Origin of the sequence: Ideonella livida (assembly GCF_010499455.1) — a bacterium.
In the GTDB taxonomy this organism is placed as follows: Bacteria; Pseudomonadota; Gammaproteobacteria; order Burkholderiales; family Burkholderiaceae_C; genus Ideonella; species Ideonella livida.
This window is the reverse complement of the sequence record NZ_JAAGOH010000015.1, coordinates 107,982-124,286: the sequence shown is the minus strand read 5'-3', so window position 1 is coordinate 124,286 and position 16,305 is coordinate 107,982. Positions and strand designations below refer to the sequence as shown.

13 protein-coding genes are annotated in these 16,305 nt (G+C 67.9%); 9 read left to right on the top strand and 4 right to left on the bottom strand.

Annotation, left to right across the window (positions count from 1 at the left end):
- Positions 1 to 168: 168 nt before the first annotated feature.
- Positions 169 to 771 carry a DJ-1/PfpI family protein gene (locus G3A44_RS13645; protein ID WP_163458072.1) on the top strand — a complete coding sequence of 201 codons (603 nt, stop codon included), beginning with the start codon at positions 169 to 171 and terminating at the stop codon, positions 769 to 771.
- A gap of 133 nt (positions 772 to 904) precedes the next feature.
- Here the strand turns inward: G3A44_RS13645 and G3A44_RS13640 are convergent, their stop codons facing one another.
- Both G3A44_RS13640 and G3A44_RS13635 read right to left on the bottom strand, forming a co-directional pair.
- Positions 905 to 1,420: a hypothetical protein gene (locus G3A44_RS13640; protein ID WP_163458071.1), complete on the bottom strand. Its 516-nt coding sequence runs from the start codon at positions 1,418 to 1,420 to the stop codon at positions 905 to 907.
- 368 nt (positions 1,421 to 1,788) lie between these two features.
- On the bottom strand, positions 1,789 to 2,352 hold the full coding sequence (locus G3A44_RS13635; protein ID WP_163458070.1) for an Lrp/AsnC family transcriptional regulator: 564 nt from the start codon (positions 2,350 to 2,352) through the stop codon (positions 1,789 to 1,791).
- A gap of 170 nt (positions 2,353 to 2,522) precedes the next feature.
- Between G3A44_RS13635 and G3A44_RS13630 the strand changes: the two genes are divergently transcribed.
- Together G3A44_RS13630 and G3A44_RS13625 are read left to right on the top strand one after the other, a co-directional pair.
- A complete protein-coding gene (locus G3A44_RS13630) occupies positions 2,523 to 3,539 on the top strand; it encodes a 1-aminocyclopropane-1-carboxylate deaminase (RefSeq protein WP_163458069.1) in 1,017 nt (338 codons plus the stop codon).
- 205 nt (positions 3,540 to 3,744) lie between these two features.
- A complete protein-coding gene (locus tag G3A44_RS13625; RefSeq protein ID WP_163458068.1) occupies positions 3,745 to 4,728 on the top strand; it encodes a sulfotransferase family protein in 984 nt (327 codons plus the stop codon).
- A gap of 216 nt (positions 4,729 to 4,944) precedes the next feature.
- Here G3A44_RS13625 and G3A44_RS13620 read toward each other — a convergent pair whose 3' ends face one another.
- A complete protein-coding gene (locus G3A44_RS13620; RefSeq protein ID WP_163458067.1) occupies positions 4,945 to 5,655 on the bottom strand; it encodes a YebC/PmpR family DNA-binding transcriptional regulator in 711 nt (236 codons plus the stop codon).
- 1 nt (position 5,656) lies between these two features.
- Positions 5,657 to 9,667 carry a phosphoribosylformylglycinamidine synthase gene (purL, locus tag G3A44_RS13615; RefSeq protein ID WP_163458066.1) on the bottom strand — a complete coding sequence of 1,337 codons (4,011 nt, stop codon included), beginning with the start codon at positions 9,665 to 9,667 and terminating at the stop codon, positions 5,657 to 5,659.
- 295 nt (positions 9,668 to 9,962) lie between these two features.
- Between purL and G3A44_RS13610 the strand changes: the two genes are divergently transcribed.
- The 6 genes from G3A44_RS13610 to G3A44_RS13585 all read left to right on the top strand — a co-directional run bounded on the left by G3A44_RS13610 (position 9,963) and on the right by G3A44_RS13585 (position 16,216).
- Positions 9,963 to 10,823 carry a transglutaminase-like domain-containing protein gene (locus G3A44_RS13610; protein WP_239061871.1) on the top strand — a complete coding sequence of 287 codons (861 nt, stop codon included), beginning with the start codon at positions 9,963 to 9,965 and terminating at the stop codon, positions 10,821 to 10,823.
- Positions 10,824 to 10,884: 61 nt separating this feature from the next.
- The gene (map, locus tag G3A44_RS13605) at positions 10,885 to 11,694 is read left to right on the top strand and encodes a type I methionyl aminopeptidase (RefSeq protein WP_163458064.1); all 810 of its coding nucleotides are present in this window, start codon (positions 10,885 to 10,887) and stop codon (positions 11,692 to 11,694) included.
- A 73-nt stretch (positions 11,695 to 11,767) separates the two neighbouring features.
- Complete coding sequence (locus tag G3A44_RS13600; protein ID WP_163458063.1) at positions 11,768 to 14,392, top strand: [protein-PII] uridylyltransferase; 2,625 nt, start codon at positions 11,768 to 11,770, stop codon at positions 14,390 to 14,392.
- 172 nt (positions 14,393 to 14,564) lie between these two features.
- On the top strand, positions 14,565 to 15,362 hold the full coding sequence (locus G3A44_RS13595; protein ID WP_163458062.1) for a DUF2189 domain-containing protein: 798 nt from the start codon (positions 14,565 to 14,567) through the stop codon (positions 15,360 to 15,362).
- 9 nt (positions 15,363 to 15,371) lie between these two features.
- Positions 15,372 to 15,587, top strand: a complete 216-nt coding sequence (locus G3A44_RS13590) for a DUF2788 domain-containing protein (RefSeq protein ID WP_163458061.1) — start codon at positions 15,372 to 15,374, stop codon at positions 15,585 to 15,587.
- Complete coding sequence (locus G3A44_RS13585) at positions 15,584 to 16,216, top strand: YitT family protein (protein WP_163458060.1); 633 nt, start codon at positions 15,584 to 15,586, stop codon at positions 16,214 to 16,216. Before G3A44_RS13590 ends, G3A44_RS13585 begins: the two co-directional genes overlap by 4 nt.
- The last annotated feature ends 89 nt before the right edge of the window (positions 16,217 to 16,305 follow it).

The following is a 16,305-nucleotide window of genomic DNA, read 5'->3' as shown; positions in this document are numbered from 1 at the left end:
TTCTTGTGCAACTTGATCAGCATGTCGGCCTCCGGCCCTTCCATGCTGCCACGACCTCAGCCAACACGGCCCGCCCCAGCAGCAACGGACGTCTACTTTTTAGAAGGTATTCGTCCGGGACCTGACACCTAGAATTCAGTGCAAACTGTTCGTGTTTTCCACTCCCCCATGCACACTGCCATCCTCACCTTCCCCGGCTTCAATGAACTGGATTCGCTCATCGCGCTGGGGGTGTTGAACCGCATCAAGCAACCGGGCTGGCGGGTGAGCTTGTGTTGCCCGCAGGCGGAGGTCACGTCCATGAATGGGGTGACGCTGCGGGCGCAGGGCACGCTGGAGGATGCGGCGCAGGCGGATGCGGTGATCGTGGGCAGCGGGGTGTTGACGCGTGAGGTGGTGGCCGATGCCGCCTTGATGGCCCGGCTGCAGCTGGACCCGGCGCGGCAACTCATTGGCGCGCAGTGCTCCGGCACGCTGATCTTGGCCAAGCTAGGGCTGGTGGCGGGCGTACCCGCCTGCACCGACCTGACGACAAAACCCTGGGTGCAAGAAGCCGGGGTGGAGGTGCTGAACCAGCCCTTTTTTGCCCATGGCAATGTGGCCACAGCGGGCGGCTGCCTGGCCTCGCCCTACCTGGCCGCCTGGGTGATGGCCCGGCTGGTGGGGGTGCAGGCGGCGGCGGATGCGCTGCACTATGTGGCGCCGGTGGGTGAGAAAGACGCCTACGTGGCCCAGGCCCTGGGCCACATTCGGCCTTACCTGCCGGCTTGAAAGGCGGCCACCACGTTTGTTGCCGGTGTGACCATACTCACCAAGTTCAAACCCGCCGTCTGCTCAGGCCAAGCGTGCCGCGGCAGTTTCCCCATTCGTGTCGAGTTCCGCATGCAGTGAAGCGCCCGCCCTATCAGAACGCGTAACCCACGTGCACCGTGGCAAAAGCCAGGGTGCTGCGCGGTTTCACGGTGCGGCCGCCCACATTCAGCTCGTCGCGATCGGTGTCTACAAATCCCACACCCACCCACGGCAGCACATACCAGCCGCCATCCAGCTTGAAGTGGTAGCCCAGGCGCGGCATGGCCACGGTGGCGTCATAGCGCTCCACCTGGGCGCCATCGCTCAGCTTGTAGCGCTGGCGGCCCAGCTCCAAACCGGTGAACCAGCCTTGCAACGGCTGATCCAGGTAGCGATCGATGAACACGGCCGCGCCCCGTTCAATCTCAATTTCAGTGGACGAAGCCGCGTTCTTCACCGCCATCCCGCGCATGGCGCTGGGAAACTCCATCGCATAGCCGCCCACCCCCACCGTCCAGCGGCGCGCCTCTTCACTGCCGTTCAACGGCACCCGCACATGCAGCGAGTAGCCCTTGAGGGCAAACGTGGCCGGGTCCACCTCCAGCATGGCTCCCGGCGTTTGCGCCATAACCTGCGTCCCCGCCATCAAAACCGCCGCGCCCACAGCGCCACGAAACCCATTTCCCATCATTTCATTTCTCTCCAGAACGCTGAAATAAGCCCCCGCCGCGCAGACCGCAGCGCAGGCCGTGCCAGTTCGTCAAGAAAAGCGCCCAAGGGATGGGCGCCCAACGTGCGCATTGACGAACGCGGCGTCTTGGCTTTGCAAAGCAGAGAAATTCTAGGAATGAAGTGGGGTCTTGAGAAGTAGTTACAAAATAGTAATAGAGTATCTAGACGGTACGTGTGCCGGCTGGAGGGGTGCTGAACATCTTGGGTATTTCTTTGGGGGTATGGTTATCGTGATGGATACCCTGGGCACCCTCAACTTCCGCACTACAGCGGAATCTCGGTGGTGGAGAGCACCTGCTTCAAACCGATGAACGAGCGGATTTGGCGCACGCCCGGCAGGTACAGCAGCTGTTCGGCATGCAGGCGGTTGAAGCTGTCGTTGTCGCGGGTGCGCAGCAGCATCAGGTAGTCAAACTCGCCGGTGACCACATGGCACTCCATGCAGCCTTGCACCTGGGCGGCGGCGCGCTCAAAGGCGGCAAAACTCTCTGGGGTGGAGCGGTCCAGCACCACCCCAATGACCACCAGCATGCGGGCCCCCAAGGCGGGTGCGTCCAGCAGGGCCACGGTGCGCCGGATCAGCCCCTCGCGCTTGAGCCGCTCCACCCGCCGCAGGCAGGCCGGCGCGCTCAGGTGCACCTTCTCGGCCAGCGCCACGTTTGACACGCTGGCGTCGCGCTGCAGCGCCCGCAAGATGGCGCGGTCGGTGCGGTCCAGCAACGGCTCGGGGCTGGTGGTGGCCGCGTCAGAAGGCTCTGGCGGCGGCGGCAGGTCTTGACCGGGGGCAAGCGAGGCCACCGAGGGGCGGCGCAATTTTGTTGTGGCCATGGCGCTTTTGAAGCAATGAGAGTGGCTGCTAGCCGATTCTCAACCGATTTTTGGCGCGATTAACAGGCCTACAACGCAAGCCTGTTAAGCAGCCCATTCCCGAGAATCTGCCCATCGACGCCGCCCCACCCGTGCTGGCGCCCCGCCGGCCCCCACCTGAAAGCCCCCCGATGAACCTGCAGAAATTTGCCCGCCATCCGCTGACCTTCGGCCCCAGCCCCATCCAGCACCTGCCCCGCCTGAGCGCCGCGTTGGGCGGCGAGGTGCAGCTCTACGCCAAGCGTGAAGACTGCAACAGCGGCCTGGCGTTTGGCGGCAACAAGACCCGCAAGCTGGAATACCTGATCCCCGAAGCGATTGCCGGTGGCTACGACACGCTGGTGTCGATTGGCGGCATCCAAAGCAACCAGACCCGCCAAGTGGCCGCCGTGGCCGCGCACCTGGGCATGAAGTGCGTGCTGGTGCAGGAAAACTGGGTGAACTACAGCGACGCGGTGTACGACCGCGTGGGCAACATCGAGATGTCGCGCATCCTGGGCGCCGAGGTGCGCCTGGACGCCGCCGGTTTTGACATTGGCATCCGCCCCAGCTGGCAGCAGGCCATGGACGACGTGAAAGCCCGTGGCGGCAAGCCCTTTCCCATCCCGGCCGGTTGCTCTGAGCACCCGTATGGCGGCCTGGGCTTTGTCGGCTTTGCCGAAGAGGTGCGCCAGCAAGAGGCCGCGCTGGGCTTCAAGTTCGACTACATCGTGGTCTGCTCGGTGACCGGCAGCACGCAGGCCGGTATGGTGGTGGGTTTTGCGGCCGATGGCCGCGCCCGCCGCGTGATTGGCATTGACGCCTCGGCCAAGCCTGAAAAGACCCACGCCCAAATTTTGCGCATAGCCCAACACACCGCCGAACTGGTGGAGCTGGGCCAGGCGCTGACGGCAGACGACGTGGTGCTGGACACCCGCTACGGCGGGCCCGAGTACGGCCTGCCCAACGAGGGCACGCTAGAGGCCATCCGCCTGTGTGCCCGCACCGAAGGCATGCTCACCGACCCGGTGTACGAAGGCAAATCCATGGCCGGCATGATGGACAAGGTGCGCCGGGGCGAGTTCCCGGCGGGCTCGCGGGTGCTGTACGCCCACCTGGGCGGCGTGCCCGCGCTCAACGCCTACAGCTTCTTGTTCCGCAACGGCTGAGGCCGGCGGCTGGGGCGCTGCCGCAAGCGGGGCGCAGGGCACGCTGAGCTTGGCCCCCGGGTGGCTGAACGGGCCGACAGTGGACCCGAAGCCCCGGACCATGGGCGACAAGGCTGGGCCGGCCGCCCGGCAATGCTTCTTCACGGTGGCGAAAGGCAGCGCCTACGGGTGCGGCCTAGGCTGGCGGGGCTGTTGGATTTACCCCGTGTCGCCCCCTATGCAACTGGCCCTGCCCCTGCCCCGTTCCACCCCGGCCCAGCCGCACAGCGTGCTGCGCCGCCCCCCTGCGCCGGTGCCGCCGCAGCGGGTGTTCATGGTGGGTTGCCCCCGGTCTGGCACCACCGTGCTGCAGGCGGCGGTGTGCGCCAGCGGCGCGCTGATGACCCTGCCCGAGACGCACTTTTTTCTGAACCTGCTGGGCGGGTTTGAAGACTGGCTGCGCCAGGACCAAGGCGCTTGCCAGCGACGCTGGCAGCGGCGCCTGGGCTGGGTCAGGCCCAGCCTGCACCAACGCCTGGCGCAGGACCTGGAAGGCGAAGGCCGACCCATGGGCCCGCAGCATCGCCTGCCCCGCCGCCTGACCGGCCGCAGTTATGTGCGGCACTTTCTGGGCGACCTGGACGCCTGGGCCCAGCAAGGCGGCCATGCCGGGTGGCTGGAAAAGTCACCCGACCACCTGGCCTATCTGGACGTGATTGCCGAGCACTGCCCGCAGGCCAAGGTCATCCATGTGGTGCGCCACGGTGAAGACGTGTTGGCCTCCGCCATTGACGCCGAAGCCCGCTACATGGCGCACAACGCCTTTCGCGGCGGCGTGGCCCACTGGGTGGAGCGCTGGAACCGCGCGGTGGACACCCACCTGGCCCATGCCGGCCGGCCCGGTCATCTGGTGGTGTGCCATGAGGACTTTGTGGCCGATCCAGCCGGCACGGTGGCGCGCATCCACCGCTTTGTGGGCCTGCCCGCGGTGGCGCCGGAGCCGGGGGCCGCCAACGCAGCCCTGCCCACGGTGGTGGCCGATCTGCACCACCGCCCCTGGCAGACCGGCGCGCTGGGCGGCCCCATTCAGCCCGCACGCCGCAAGTTTGAGGACATGTTCGGCCCGGGCCTGCAGGGTTGGATACGCCAGCACCTGCGGGACTGGACGCACTTCCGCCGCCAGCTGGATGGCCTGCAGGCCCCGGCCTGAGGGCCCGGGCCCTGCCTGGGCCGCCACCGCGGCGGGATACCCCAGCGCATGGGCATCCCTCGCGTTTGTCTGGCCGGCCCGGACGCCTTTCGGCCCGACGCCCACGCCCACGCCCACGCCCACGCCCACGCCCACGGCCAGCACCGTGCAGCTGGCAGCCGGCGGCCCCCGGCAGGCGCTGCAGTGGCTGCAGGCCCGGGGGGGCGCCAGCGCCGTTCAGCCGGCCAGGCCCACGTAGACGTTCTGCACGTCTTCGTTGTCGTCGATGGCGGCCAGAAAGGCTTCCACCTCCTCCAACTGCTCGGCGTTGAGGGTGGCGGGGTCCACCGGGTTCTTGGGCTTGTAGCCCAACTTGGCTGAGAGGACGGTAAAGCCTTGGGCCGGCAGGGCGCGGCTGACCAGGTCCAGGTCAGTGGGATCGGTCAGGAAGAGGGTGGCGCCCTCCTCGCCCGGCTCCAGGTCTTGCGCGCCGGCTTCAATGGCGGCCATGTCGGCATCGGCCCCGGGGGTGGCGGGTTCGGCCTCGATCATGCCCAGGTGGTCAAAGTCCCAGGAGACGGAGCCCGAGGTGCCCAGCTGGCCCTTGCGGAACAGCACGCGCATGTCAGAGGCGGCGCGGTTCACGTTGTCGGTCAGGCACTCCACCATCACCGGGACGCGGTGCGGAGCAAAGCCTTCGTAGATCGCGTGCTCAAAGTTCACCGCCTCGCCGGTCAGCCCGGCGCCCTTCTTGATGGCACGCTCCAGGGTGTCTTTGGGCATGGACACCTTGCGGGCCTGCTCCACCACCAGGCGCAGCCGGGCATTGGCCGCCGGGTCCGGGCCGCCGCGGGCGGCGATCATGATGTCCTTGGCCAGCTTGCCGAACAGCCGCCCCTTGGCGTTGGCGGCGATGTCCTTGTGCTTGGCTTTCCATTGGGCGCCCATGTCAGCCCACCCACTTGCGTGCGTTGCGGAACATGCGCATCCAGGGGCTCAGGGCGTTCAGGTCACCGCCTTGCCAGCTGAACAGGGCGTTGCGGAACACGCGCTCGGGGTGGGGCATCATGACCGTGAAGCGGCCGTCGGCGGTGGTGACCGAGGTCAGGCCGCCCGGGCTGCCGTTGGGATTGAGCGGATAGGTCTCGGTGGGCTGGCCGGCGCCGTCGACGAAGCGCATGGCACGGGCCACCTGGACGGCATCGCCGCGCTGGCTGAAGTCGGCGAAGCCTTCGCCGTGGGCCACGGCGATGGGCAGACGGCTGCCGGCCATGCCCTGGAAGAAGATGCTGGGGTTCTCCAGCACTTCCACCATGGCCAGGCGGGCTTCGAACTGCTCGCTCTTGTTGCGGGTGAACTTGGGCCAGTGCTGGGCGCCCGGGATGATGGGGCTGAGCGCGGCCATCATCTGGCAGCCGTTGCAGATGCCCAGGGCAAAGGTGTCTTGGCGGCCGAAGAAGCCCTTGAACTGTTCGGCCAGCGCCGGGTTGAACATGACCGAGCGGGCCCAGCCTTCACCGGCGCCCAGGGTGTCGCCGTAGCTGAAGCCGCCGCAGGCCACAAAGCCCTTGAACTGGCTCAGGTCGGCGCGGCCGGCCTGCAGGTCGCTCATGTGGACGTCATGAGACTCAAAACCGGCCAGTGCGAAGGCGTAGCTGGTTTCCACATGGCTGTTGACGCCCTGCTCGCGCAGGATGGCCACCTTGGGCTTGGCGCCCAGGTTCAAGAAGGGGGCGGCCACATCCTCGGCGGTGTCGAAGGCCGGGGCCCAGTGCAGGCCGGCGTCGTCACCCCCAGCCAGGGCGTGTTCCTGGTCGGCGCATTCGGGGTTGTCGCGCAGGCGGGCGATGCGCCAGCTCACGTCGTCCCAGGCTTGGTGCAGGTCACGCAGCGCGGCGCTGAACTGGGGCTTGGCGTCGCGCCACACCTCGACCACCTTCTTGTCGTTGGTCTTGCCGACCACATGGCTTTGCTTGCTCAGGCCGTGGGCACGCAGGGCGGCCAGCACGGCGTCGCGATCGGCTGTCTTGACCTGCAGCACCACGCCCAGTTCTTCATTGAACAGGGCCTTGAGGGTGAGCTCGTCGCGGCGGCCGCTGGCTTGCGCCGCCCAGTTCTTGGCATCGCCGGTGTCGGCGCGGCTGTCGGAGATGCCGTCGCCTTCGGTGACGAGCATGTCCACGTTCAGGCTGACGCCGCGCTGGCCGGCAAAGGCCATTTCGCAGGCGGCTGCCCACAGGCCGCCGTCAGAGCGGTCGTGGTAGGCCAGCAGCTTGCCCTCTGCGCGCAGCTGGTTCACGGCGGCCACCAGGGCCTTGAGCTGGGCAGGATCGTCCAGATCCGGCACGGTGTCGCCAAACTGCTGCAGGGTCTGCGCCAGGATGGAGCCGGCCATGCGGGCCTTGCCATTGCCCAGGTCGACCAGCACCAAGGTGGTGTCACCCTCTTGCAGTTGGGGGGTGAGCGTGCCGCGGATGTCGTCCAGCGTCACGAAGGCGGAGACGATGAGCGACACGGGCGCCACCACCTGCTTGGCCTCGCCACCGGCGCTCCACTTGGTGCGCATGGACAGGCTGTCCTTGCCTACCGGAATGCCCACGCCCAGGGCCGGGCACAGTTCCATGCCCACGGCCTTGACGGTGTCATAGAGCGCGGCGTCTTCACCGGGCTCGCCGCAGGCGGCCATCCAGTTGGCGCTGAGCTTGACGCGGCTGAGCTCCAGCGGCGCGGCCAGCAGGTTGGTGATGGCTTCGGCCACGGCCATGCGGCCGGAGGCGGGGGCGTCCAGGCTGGCCAGCGGGGTGCGCTCGCCCATGCTCATGGCCTCGCCGCGGAAGCCCTGGAAGTCGGCCAGGGTGACGGCGCAGTCCGCCACCGGCACCTGCCAGGGGCCGACCATCTGGTCACGGTGGTTCAGGCCACCCACGGTGCGGTCACCGATGCTGATGAGGAAGCGCTTGCTGGCCACGGTGGGGTGGCGCAGCACGTCCAGCGCGGCCTTGTCCAGCGCCACGCCGGTGAGGTTCAGCGGGGCCAGGGTGCGGGCCACGCGGCTGACGTCACGCTGCATCTTGGGCGGCTTGCCCAGCAGCACATCCATGGGCATGTCGATCACGCGCTCGCCGCCGGGGCCGTCTTCCAGGATCAGCTCGCGGTCATCGGTGGCCACGCCCACCACGGCGAAGGGGCAACGCTCACGCTCGCACATGGCGGTGAAGGCCTCCAGCTTGGCTGGGTCCACGGCCAGGGTGTAGCGCTCCTGGCTCTCGTTGCACCAGATCTCCTTGGGGGCCAGGCCGGACTCTTCCAGCGGCACCTTGCGCAGGTCAAAGCGGGCGCCCTTGTCGGCGCCGTCCACCAGCTCAGGGAAGGCGTTGGAGATGCCACCGGCGCCCACATCATGGATGGCGACGATGGGGTTCTCGGCGCCCAGGTTCCAGCAGTGGTTGATGACTTCCTGCGCACGGCGCTGGATCTCGGGGTTGCCCCGCTGCACGCTGTCAAAGTCCAGCGCGGCGGTGTTGGTGCCCGCGGCCATGGAGCTGGCGGCGCCGCCGCCCATGCCGATGCGCATGCCCGGGCCGCCCAGTTGCACCAGCAGCGTGCCGGCGCCAAAAGGCAGCTTCTTGGTCTGGCTGTCGCTGATGGTGCCGATGCCCCCGGCGATCATGATGGGCTTGTGGTAGCCGCGGCGGATGGCCTGCTCGCCTTCACCCACGGTCTGTTCAAACACGCGGAAGTAACCGCCCAGGTTGGGCCGACCGAATTCATTGTTGAAGGCCGCACCGCCGATGGGGCCCTCGATCATGATCTGCAGCGGGCTGGCGATGTGCTCGGGCTTGCCGTAGGCGTTGGTTTCCCAGGGCTCGTTGGTGCCGGGCAGGTTCAGGTTGGACACGCTGAAGCCGGTCAGGCCCGCCTTGGGCTTGGCGCCCCGGCCGGTGGCGCCTTCGTCGCGGATCTCGCCGCCCGCACCGGTGGCGGCACCGGGGAAGGGCGAGATCGCGGTGGGGTGGTTGTGGGTCTCCACCTTCATCAGCACATGGGCCAGCTCTTCGCGGGCGCCGTAGGCCGGGGCGTTGGTGTAGCCCTGCGGCAGCCAACGGGTGGCGGGGCCGCCTTCCATCACAGCGGCGTTGTCGTTGTAGGCAATGATGCTGCGCTGGGGGTTCAGCTTCTCGGTGTTGCGGATCATGCCGAACATGGAGAGGGGCTGCTTCTCGCCGTCGATGACGAAATCGGCGTTGAAGATCTTGTGGCGGCAGTGCTCGGAGTTGGCCTGCGCGAACATCATCAGCTCGACGTCGCTGGGGTTGCGCTTGAGACCCTGGAAGGCGGCCACCAGGTAGTCGATCTCGTCGGCAGACAGGGCCAGGCCGAACTCGGTGTTGGCGGCTTCCAGCGCGGCGCGGCCCTGGCCCAGCACGTCCACATGCGCCAGGGGCTCGGCGGCCTTCTCGTCAAACAGGTGCCGGGCGGCCTCGCGCTCAAAGGCCACGCTCTCGGTCATGCGGTCATGCAAGGCCAGGGCGCAGGCGTTCAGCTCCTCGGCGCTCAGGGCCTTGCTGGCGCCGGTCAGGCCGGCGATCAGGCCGCTCTTCAGGCTCAGGCGGTACTCGGTCACCCGCTCCACACGGTGGATGCCCAGGCCGCAGTTGTGGGCGATGTCGGTGGCCTTGGAGGCCCAGGGCGAGACGGTGCCCAGGCGCGGGCCCACGACGACCAGGGCGCCGTCGGTGTCGCCAGCGTAGGCATCGCCATAGTTCAACAGCGCGGCCAGCTTGGCGCCGTCGTCCTCAGACAGCGCCGCGTCACTCCACACCCAGTGCACATGCCGTGCGCTGACGCCCGTGATGCGCGGGCAGATGGCCTGCAATTGAGGCAGCAGGGCAGCTGCGCGGAAAGCCGAGAGGGCGTTGCCCCCCTCGAAGTGCATCAGAAACTTGGCAGAAGAAGACATGAGATCCCGTCGGGTTGGCGGCGGTGGGCAGGGGGCAGGTGAGCCGAGGCAGGGAGCGCCAGACTCGGGCATGACAGCGGGTCATGCGTGGCGTCCACTCCAAACGGGAGATTTTATTCGTCTCGCCAAGCGGGGGGGCCGGGATAGACTGCCACCTTGCCAGCCCCTTGCGCCGTGCCGCCCCCAGGCGGCGAGGACCACACGACTTGAACACCTTTGCGCTGGCGGTTTCCGCTGCTCCACCGGCCGCCCCTGGCCTCCCCCCCCAACCCCGACGGTGCCGCCCATGATCCGCATGGGCTTTTCCGTGGGCCTGCAATACGAAGTAGGCCCCCAGGGCGCGGATTTCATCTTCAACGTGCAGGCTGCTCACACCCGGCAACAGGTGGTGCTGCAAGAGCAACTGAGCTTCAGCCAGCCCGTGCTTCCTTGGTGCCATGAAGACCCGGTGACCCGGACCCGCTTGGCGCGCCTGCGCGCCCAGCCAGGCCGGCTGGACCTGCAGTACCGAGCCGTGGTGGAACTGCACCACTACCAGGCGGACCCGGCCGAGCTGGCCGAGCTGGCGGTGGGCCAGTTGCCTCAGGCGGTGCTGCCCTATATCTGGCCCAGCCGCTACTGCGAATCCGACCGCCTGCAGGCCCTAGCGGGCGACCTGTTTGGCCGCATGGCGCCTGGTTACGCCCGGGTGGCGGCAGTGCGCGACTGGGTGCACGCCCAGTTGCGCTTTGAGGCCAACACTTCGGACAGCACCACCTCCGCCTGTGACAGCCTGGGCCGGGGCGCCGGGGTATGTCGAGACTTTGCCCATGTGATGATTGCGCTGTGCCGGGCGCTCAACATCCCGGCGCGATTTGCCACGGGCTTCGACTACGGGGCCGACGCTGCACTGGGGCCGCCAGATTTCCATGCCTACGTGGAGGTCTACGTGGGCCACCGCTGGTATCTCTTCGACCCGTCGGGCACGGCCATCCCCATGTCCTTTGTGCGGCTGGCCACGGGCCGGGATGCGGGCGACGCCTCATTTGCCATGATCTTTGGCGCCGTCACCTGCTTCGCGCCAGTCATCCAGGTGGCGCCGGTGCCCAGCGCCGGCGGGGCATTGCAGGTGCCGCTGCACACTTGGCGTGCGCTGTCCACCGACGGCGCAGGCTGATGGTCTGCCTGCGTGGGCCCCTGACGCCAGGGAAAAACCTGCGATGGGATAATTGCCGCCCATGACCATCACCTTCAAGACCGCCGCCGATGTCGAAGCCATGCGCGTGGCGGGTCGCCTGACCTCCGAAGTGCTGGACATGCTGACCGAGCATGTGAAGCCCGGCGTGACCACCGAGCAGCTCGACAAGCTGGCGCACGACCACATCGTGCACGTGCAGAAGGCCATTCCGGCCCCGCTGAACTACCAGCCGCCGGGCTACAAGCCCTACCCCAAGTCGATCTGCACCTCCATCAACCACCAGGTCTGCCACGGCATCCCCAATGACCGGCCCCTGAAGAACGGCGACATCGTCAACATCGACGTCACGGTCATCAAGGACGGCTGGCATGGTGACTCCAGCCGCATGTATGTAGTGGGGGAAGGCTCCATCGCGGCCAAGCGCCTGTGCCAGGTCACCTACGAGGCCATGTGGAAGGGCATCCAGAAGGTGCGTCCCGGCGCGCGGCTGGGCGACATCGGCCACGTGATCCAGCAGTTTGCCGAAGCGCAGGGCTTCTCCATCGTGCGCGAGTTCTGCGGCCATGGCATTGGCCAGAAGTTCCACGAAGAGCCGCAGATCCTGCACTACGGCCGCCCGGGCACCGGCGAGGTGCTGCAGAAGGGCATGGTCTTCACCATTGAGCCGATGATCAACGCCGGGCGGCGCGAGATCAAGGAACTGGGCGACGGCTGGACCATCGTCACCAAGGACCGATCGCTCTCGGCCCAGTGGGAACACACCATCGTCGTGACCGACGACGGCTACGAGGTGCTGACGGTGTCGGCCGGCACGCCGCCCCCGCCGGCTTTTGTCACCGGCGCCGCCTGAATGGCGCCCCGGACCTGCCGCCCTCGCTGGCGGCGGGTCCGCTCCTCCGACACGCTCCCTGCCCCGCTCCGCCATGCTCGACCCCATCCAGCCCCCCGCACCGCCGACCGGCGTCGTGCCCATCACGGAGCTGCGGCAGCGGTTCCGGCAAGGCAAGCAGGCGCTGCTGGAGCGCTTCTCCGAGGCCCGCCCCACCGCCCCCAGCGCGGCGCGGCTGATGCGCGAGCTGGCACGCCATGTGGACAGCACCCTGGCGCAGCTGTGGCACCAGTGCGGCATGCCGGCCGACGGCGCCCTGGTGGCCGTCGGCGGCTACGGCCGCGGGGAACTCTTCCCCTACTCCGACGTGGACGTGCTGGTGCTGCTGCCCGGCGAGCAGACCGACGCGGCCCTGCAGGAGGTGGTGTCCTCCTTCATCACCGCCTGTTGGGACATCGGTCTGGAGATCGGCTCCTCGGTGCGCACCGTGCCCGAGTGCGTCACCGAGGCCCGCGGCGACGTGACGGTGCAGACAGCGCTGCTGGAGTCGCGCTTCCTCATCGGTCGCAAGCGGCTGTTCGCCCAGTTTGTGAAGGCCACGCAGGAGGCCATGGACCCGGTGGCCTTCCTGCGGGCCAAGACGCTGGAGATGCGCCAGCGCCACGTGAAATACGAGGACACGCCCTACTCGCTGGAGCCCAACAGCAAGGAGAGCCCCGGGGGGCTGCGTGACCTGCAGGTGGTGATGTGGGTGGCCCGCGCCGCCGGGCTGGGCAGGACCTGGAACGAGCTGGCCGCCAGCGGCCTCATCACGCCCTTCGAGGTCAACCAGCTGCATCGCCACGAAGGCACCCTGCGCCTGATCCGCTGCCGCCTGCACCAGGTTGCGGGCCGCCGCGAGGACCGCCTGGTCTTCGACCTGCAGACCGCCGTGGCCGAGAGCTTCGGCTACGTCAGCACCAAGGCACTGCGGGCCTCCGAAGTGCTGATGCACCGGTACTACTGGGCGGCCAAGGCGGTCACGCAGCTCAACCAGATCCTGATGCTCAACATCGAAGAGCGGATCAACGCCTCGGAGGACGCGCCGATGCGGCCGATCAACGGCCGCTTCTACGATCGCGGGGGCATGCTGGAAGTGGCCCACGACCACCTCTACCAGGAGAACCCGCACGCCATCCTGGAGACCTTCCTGGTCTACCAGCAGACCCCGGGCATCAAGGGCCTGTCGGCCCGCACGCTGCGTGCGCTCTACAACACCCGGCGGGTGATGAACGCGCATTTCCGCCAGGACCCGGCCAACCGCGAGATGTTCATGGACATCCTGCGTCAGCCCGAAGGCCAGACCCACGCCTTCCGGCTGATGAACCAGACCTCGGTGCTGGGCCGCTACCTCTGGGTGTTCCGGCGCATCGTCGGGCGCATGCAGCACGACCTGTTCCACGTGTACACCGTGGACCAGCACATCCTGATGGTGCTGCGCAACGTGCGCCGCTTCTTCATTCCCGAGCATGCCCATGAGTACCCCTTCTGCAGCCAGCTGGCCGCGCAGTGGGACAAGCCCTGGCTGCTCTACGTCGCCGCCCTTTTCCACGATGTGGCCAAGGGCCGTGGCGGCGACCACTCCGACCTGGGCGCCGTGGAGGTTCGGCGCTTCTGCCGCGACCACGGCCTGGCGCGGGACGAGGCCGCCTTGGTGGAGTTCCTGGTCAAGAACCACCTGCAGATGAGCCACGTGGCGCAGAAGGAGGACCTCTCGGACCCCGAGGTCATCGGCGCCTTCGCCCGCAAGATGGGTTCGGCCCGCTACCTCACCGGCCTGTACCTGCTGACGGTGGCCGACGTGCGGGGCACCAGTCCCAAGGTCTGGAACGCCTGGAAGGGCAAGCTGCTGGAGGACCTGTACCGCCAGACCCTGCGCGCGCTGGGAGGCACTCCGCCCAACGGCGACGCCGAGATTGAGGCCCGCCGCACGGAAGCCCGCCAGATCCTGGCCTTGCACTCGGCCTTGCCCGGCACGGAGGAGCCGCTGTGGAAAACCCTGGACGTCAGCTACTTCGCGCGGCATGACCCGACGGAGATCGCCTGGCACGCCCGGGTGCTGTGGCGCCACCTGCAAACCAGCGAGCCGGTGGTGCGGGTGCGCCCCTCCCCCATCGGCGAAGGCCTGCAGGTGCTGGTCTTCGCCCCGGACCGGCCCGATCTCTTCGCCCGCATCTGCGGCTACTTCGATGGCGCCGGCTTCTCCATTCAGGACGCCAGGGTGCACACCACGCGGGCGGGCTTCGCGCTGGACACCTTTCAGGTCGTCTCCAGTGTGGTGGAGGACCCCAGCGCCGCCGACTACCGCGACATGATCGTCATGGTGGAGACCCAGGCCGCCGCCGCCCTGGCCAGCCAAGGCCCGCTGCCGGAGCCCAGCCGCGGCCGCGTCTCGCGTCGGGTCAAGCACTTCCCGGTCAAGCCGCGCGTCTCGCTGCGGCCCGACGAAAAGGCGCAGCGCTGGCTGCTGTCGGTCAGCGCCAGCGACCGCTCCGGCCTGCTCTACGCGGTGGCGCGGGTGTTCGCCGCCCGTGGCATCAGCCTGCAGCTCGCCAAGATCACCACCCTGGGTGAGCGGGTGGAAGACACCTTCTTGGTCAGCGGTCCGGCCCTGCAACAGAACAAGCTGCAACTGCAAGTGGAGACGGAACTGCTGGACGTGCTGGGCGCTGGTGCCTGACAAGGCATCACGCCCCTTGCGCGCCCGCGGGATTGGCATCCACCCGGATTAGCAGCACTGCGGCCGCGGGGCATCATGGACCCGCCCGGAGACCGCCACGGCGGTGCCCGAGCCCACGCCGCTTGCGACTTGTCAGGTCCAGGCGCCCCTACCGCTGTCAGGATATCGCCCCATGTCGAACCGTCTGGCCGAGAAGGCTCTGCAGGACTCCCGCAGTTTCGGCGTTCGTCGCATCCCCTTGTTGCGCCCCGTGGGCTGGCTGGCCCGGGGCTGGTCGGATTTTCTGGCCTGCCCCCTGCCCGGACTGGTGCACGGCCTGCTGCTCGCGCTGTTCGGCGCCGGCCTGGCCTGGTTGTCGCGGGCCCATTTCTTCCTCATGGCGGGTGCGGTGTCGGCCTTTCTGCTGGTGGCGCCCATCCTGGTGACGGGCCTTTACGCCGTGAGCCGCAGCCTGGCGCGCGGTGAACCTGCCACCCTGGGGACCGCGGTGGCGGCCTGGAAGCCCAACGACACCCGGCTCGTGGTCTTTGGGGTGCTGCTGGCACTGGCGGGACTGGGTTGGGTGATGACCTCTGCCTCACTCATTGTGGGCTGGTCAGCGCAGCCGGTACGCACGCCCCTGGACTTCATCCGCCATGTGGTGCTCGCCCCGCACGGCATGCTCTTTGAATATTGGCTGGGACTGGGGGCCCTGCTGGCCGCCCCCGTGTTCGCGTCCACCGTGGTGGCCATTCCGCTGCTGGTGGACAGGCAGATCGGCGTCATGGGCGCCGTCTTCACCAGTTGGCGGGTGGTGCTGGAACATCCGGCGCCCATGGCCCTGTGGGCGGCCCTGATCCTGGGGCTGACCCTGGTGGGCATGGCCACCCTGATGGCCGGTTTGGTGGTGGTCGTGCCCTGGTTGGCCCATGCCAGCTGGCACGCTTACCGCGACACGGTGGACACCGCCGGGCTGGCGCAACGCAGTTGACAACTCAAGATGGATTTCACGGAAGAACAGATCGCCTGGTTCGGCATGACCTTCGGGGTCACGGCCTTCATGCTGTACATGGTGTTCATCATCCTGCAGCTGGCCCGTGAGTCCAAGGCTGGCAAGTTCGGCACCTTTGTGTTGCTGCTGGGGCTGGGTGTGGGGCTGCTGGGCTTTGCCGCCAAGGGACTGATCAAGTTCTTCATGGCAGGTATCGTGGAATGAGCGCGCCGACCGTGACCGCCCCACCGCAGGCCTCCCCGCAGCGCCACACTCTCTTCGAGGACCTGCAGGGATTGCTGACCGGCACGCTGTTCGTGGCCCTGGGCCTGCTGCTGTTCCGCCACGCCGGCCTGGTGACCGGCGGCACCGTGGGCCTGGCCTTCCTGGCGCACTATGCGTCGGGCCTGCCTTTCGGCGCCCTGTTCTTCGCGCTCAACCTGCCCTTCTACTGGCTGGCCTTCCGGCGCATGGGGGCGCGCTTCACCCTCAAGACCCTGGCCGCGGTGACCCTGCTGTCGGCCCTGACCGAAACCCTGCCGCGCTGGATGCACCTGGATGCCCTGAACCCGGTTTTTGCCGCCGTGGCGGGCGGTCTGCTGGTGGGCGCTGGCTTCATCATCCTGTTCCGTCATCGCGCCAGCCTGGGTGGGCTCAATGTGCTGGTGCTCTGGCTGCAAGACCGTTTCGGCTGGCGTGCGGGCGTCGTGCAATTCCTGTTCGACGCCACCATCCTGCTGGCCTCCGCCCCTTGGGTGGACCTGCAGCGCATGGCGCTCTCGGTGCTGGCCGCCGCGGCCATGAACTTCGCCCTGGCCGTCAACCACAAGCCCGGGCGCTACATCGCCTACTGAAATGCAAAAAGCCGGCATCGCCGGCTTTCTGACTCTACGGGCCGCCCTGGCGGACGGCCCCTAGCGGCCTGTGAGGGGCACTCCGCCCC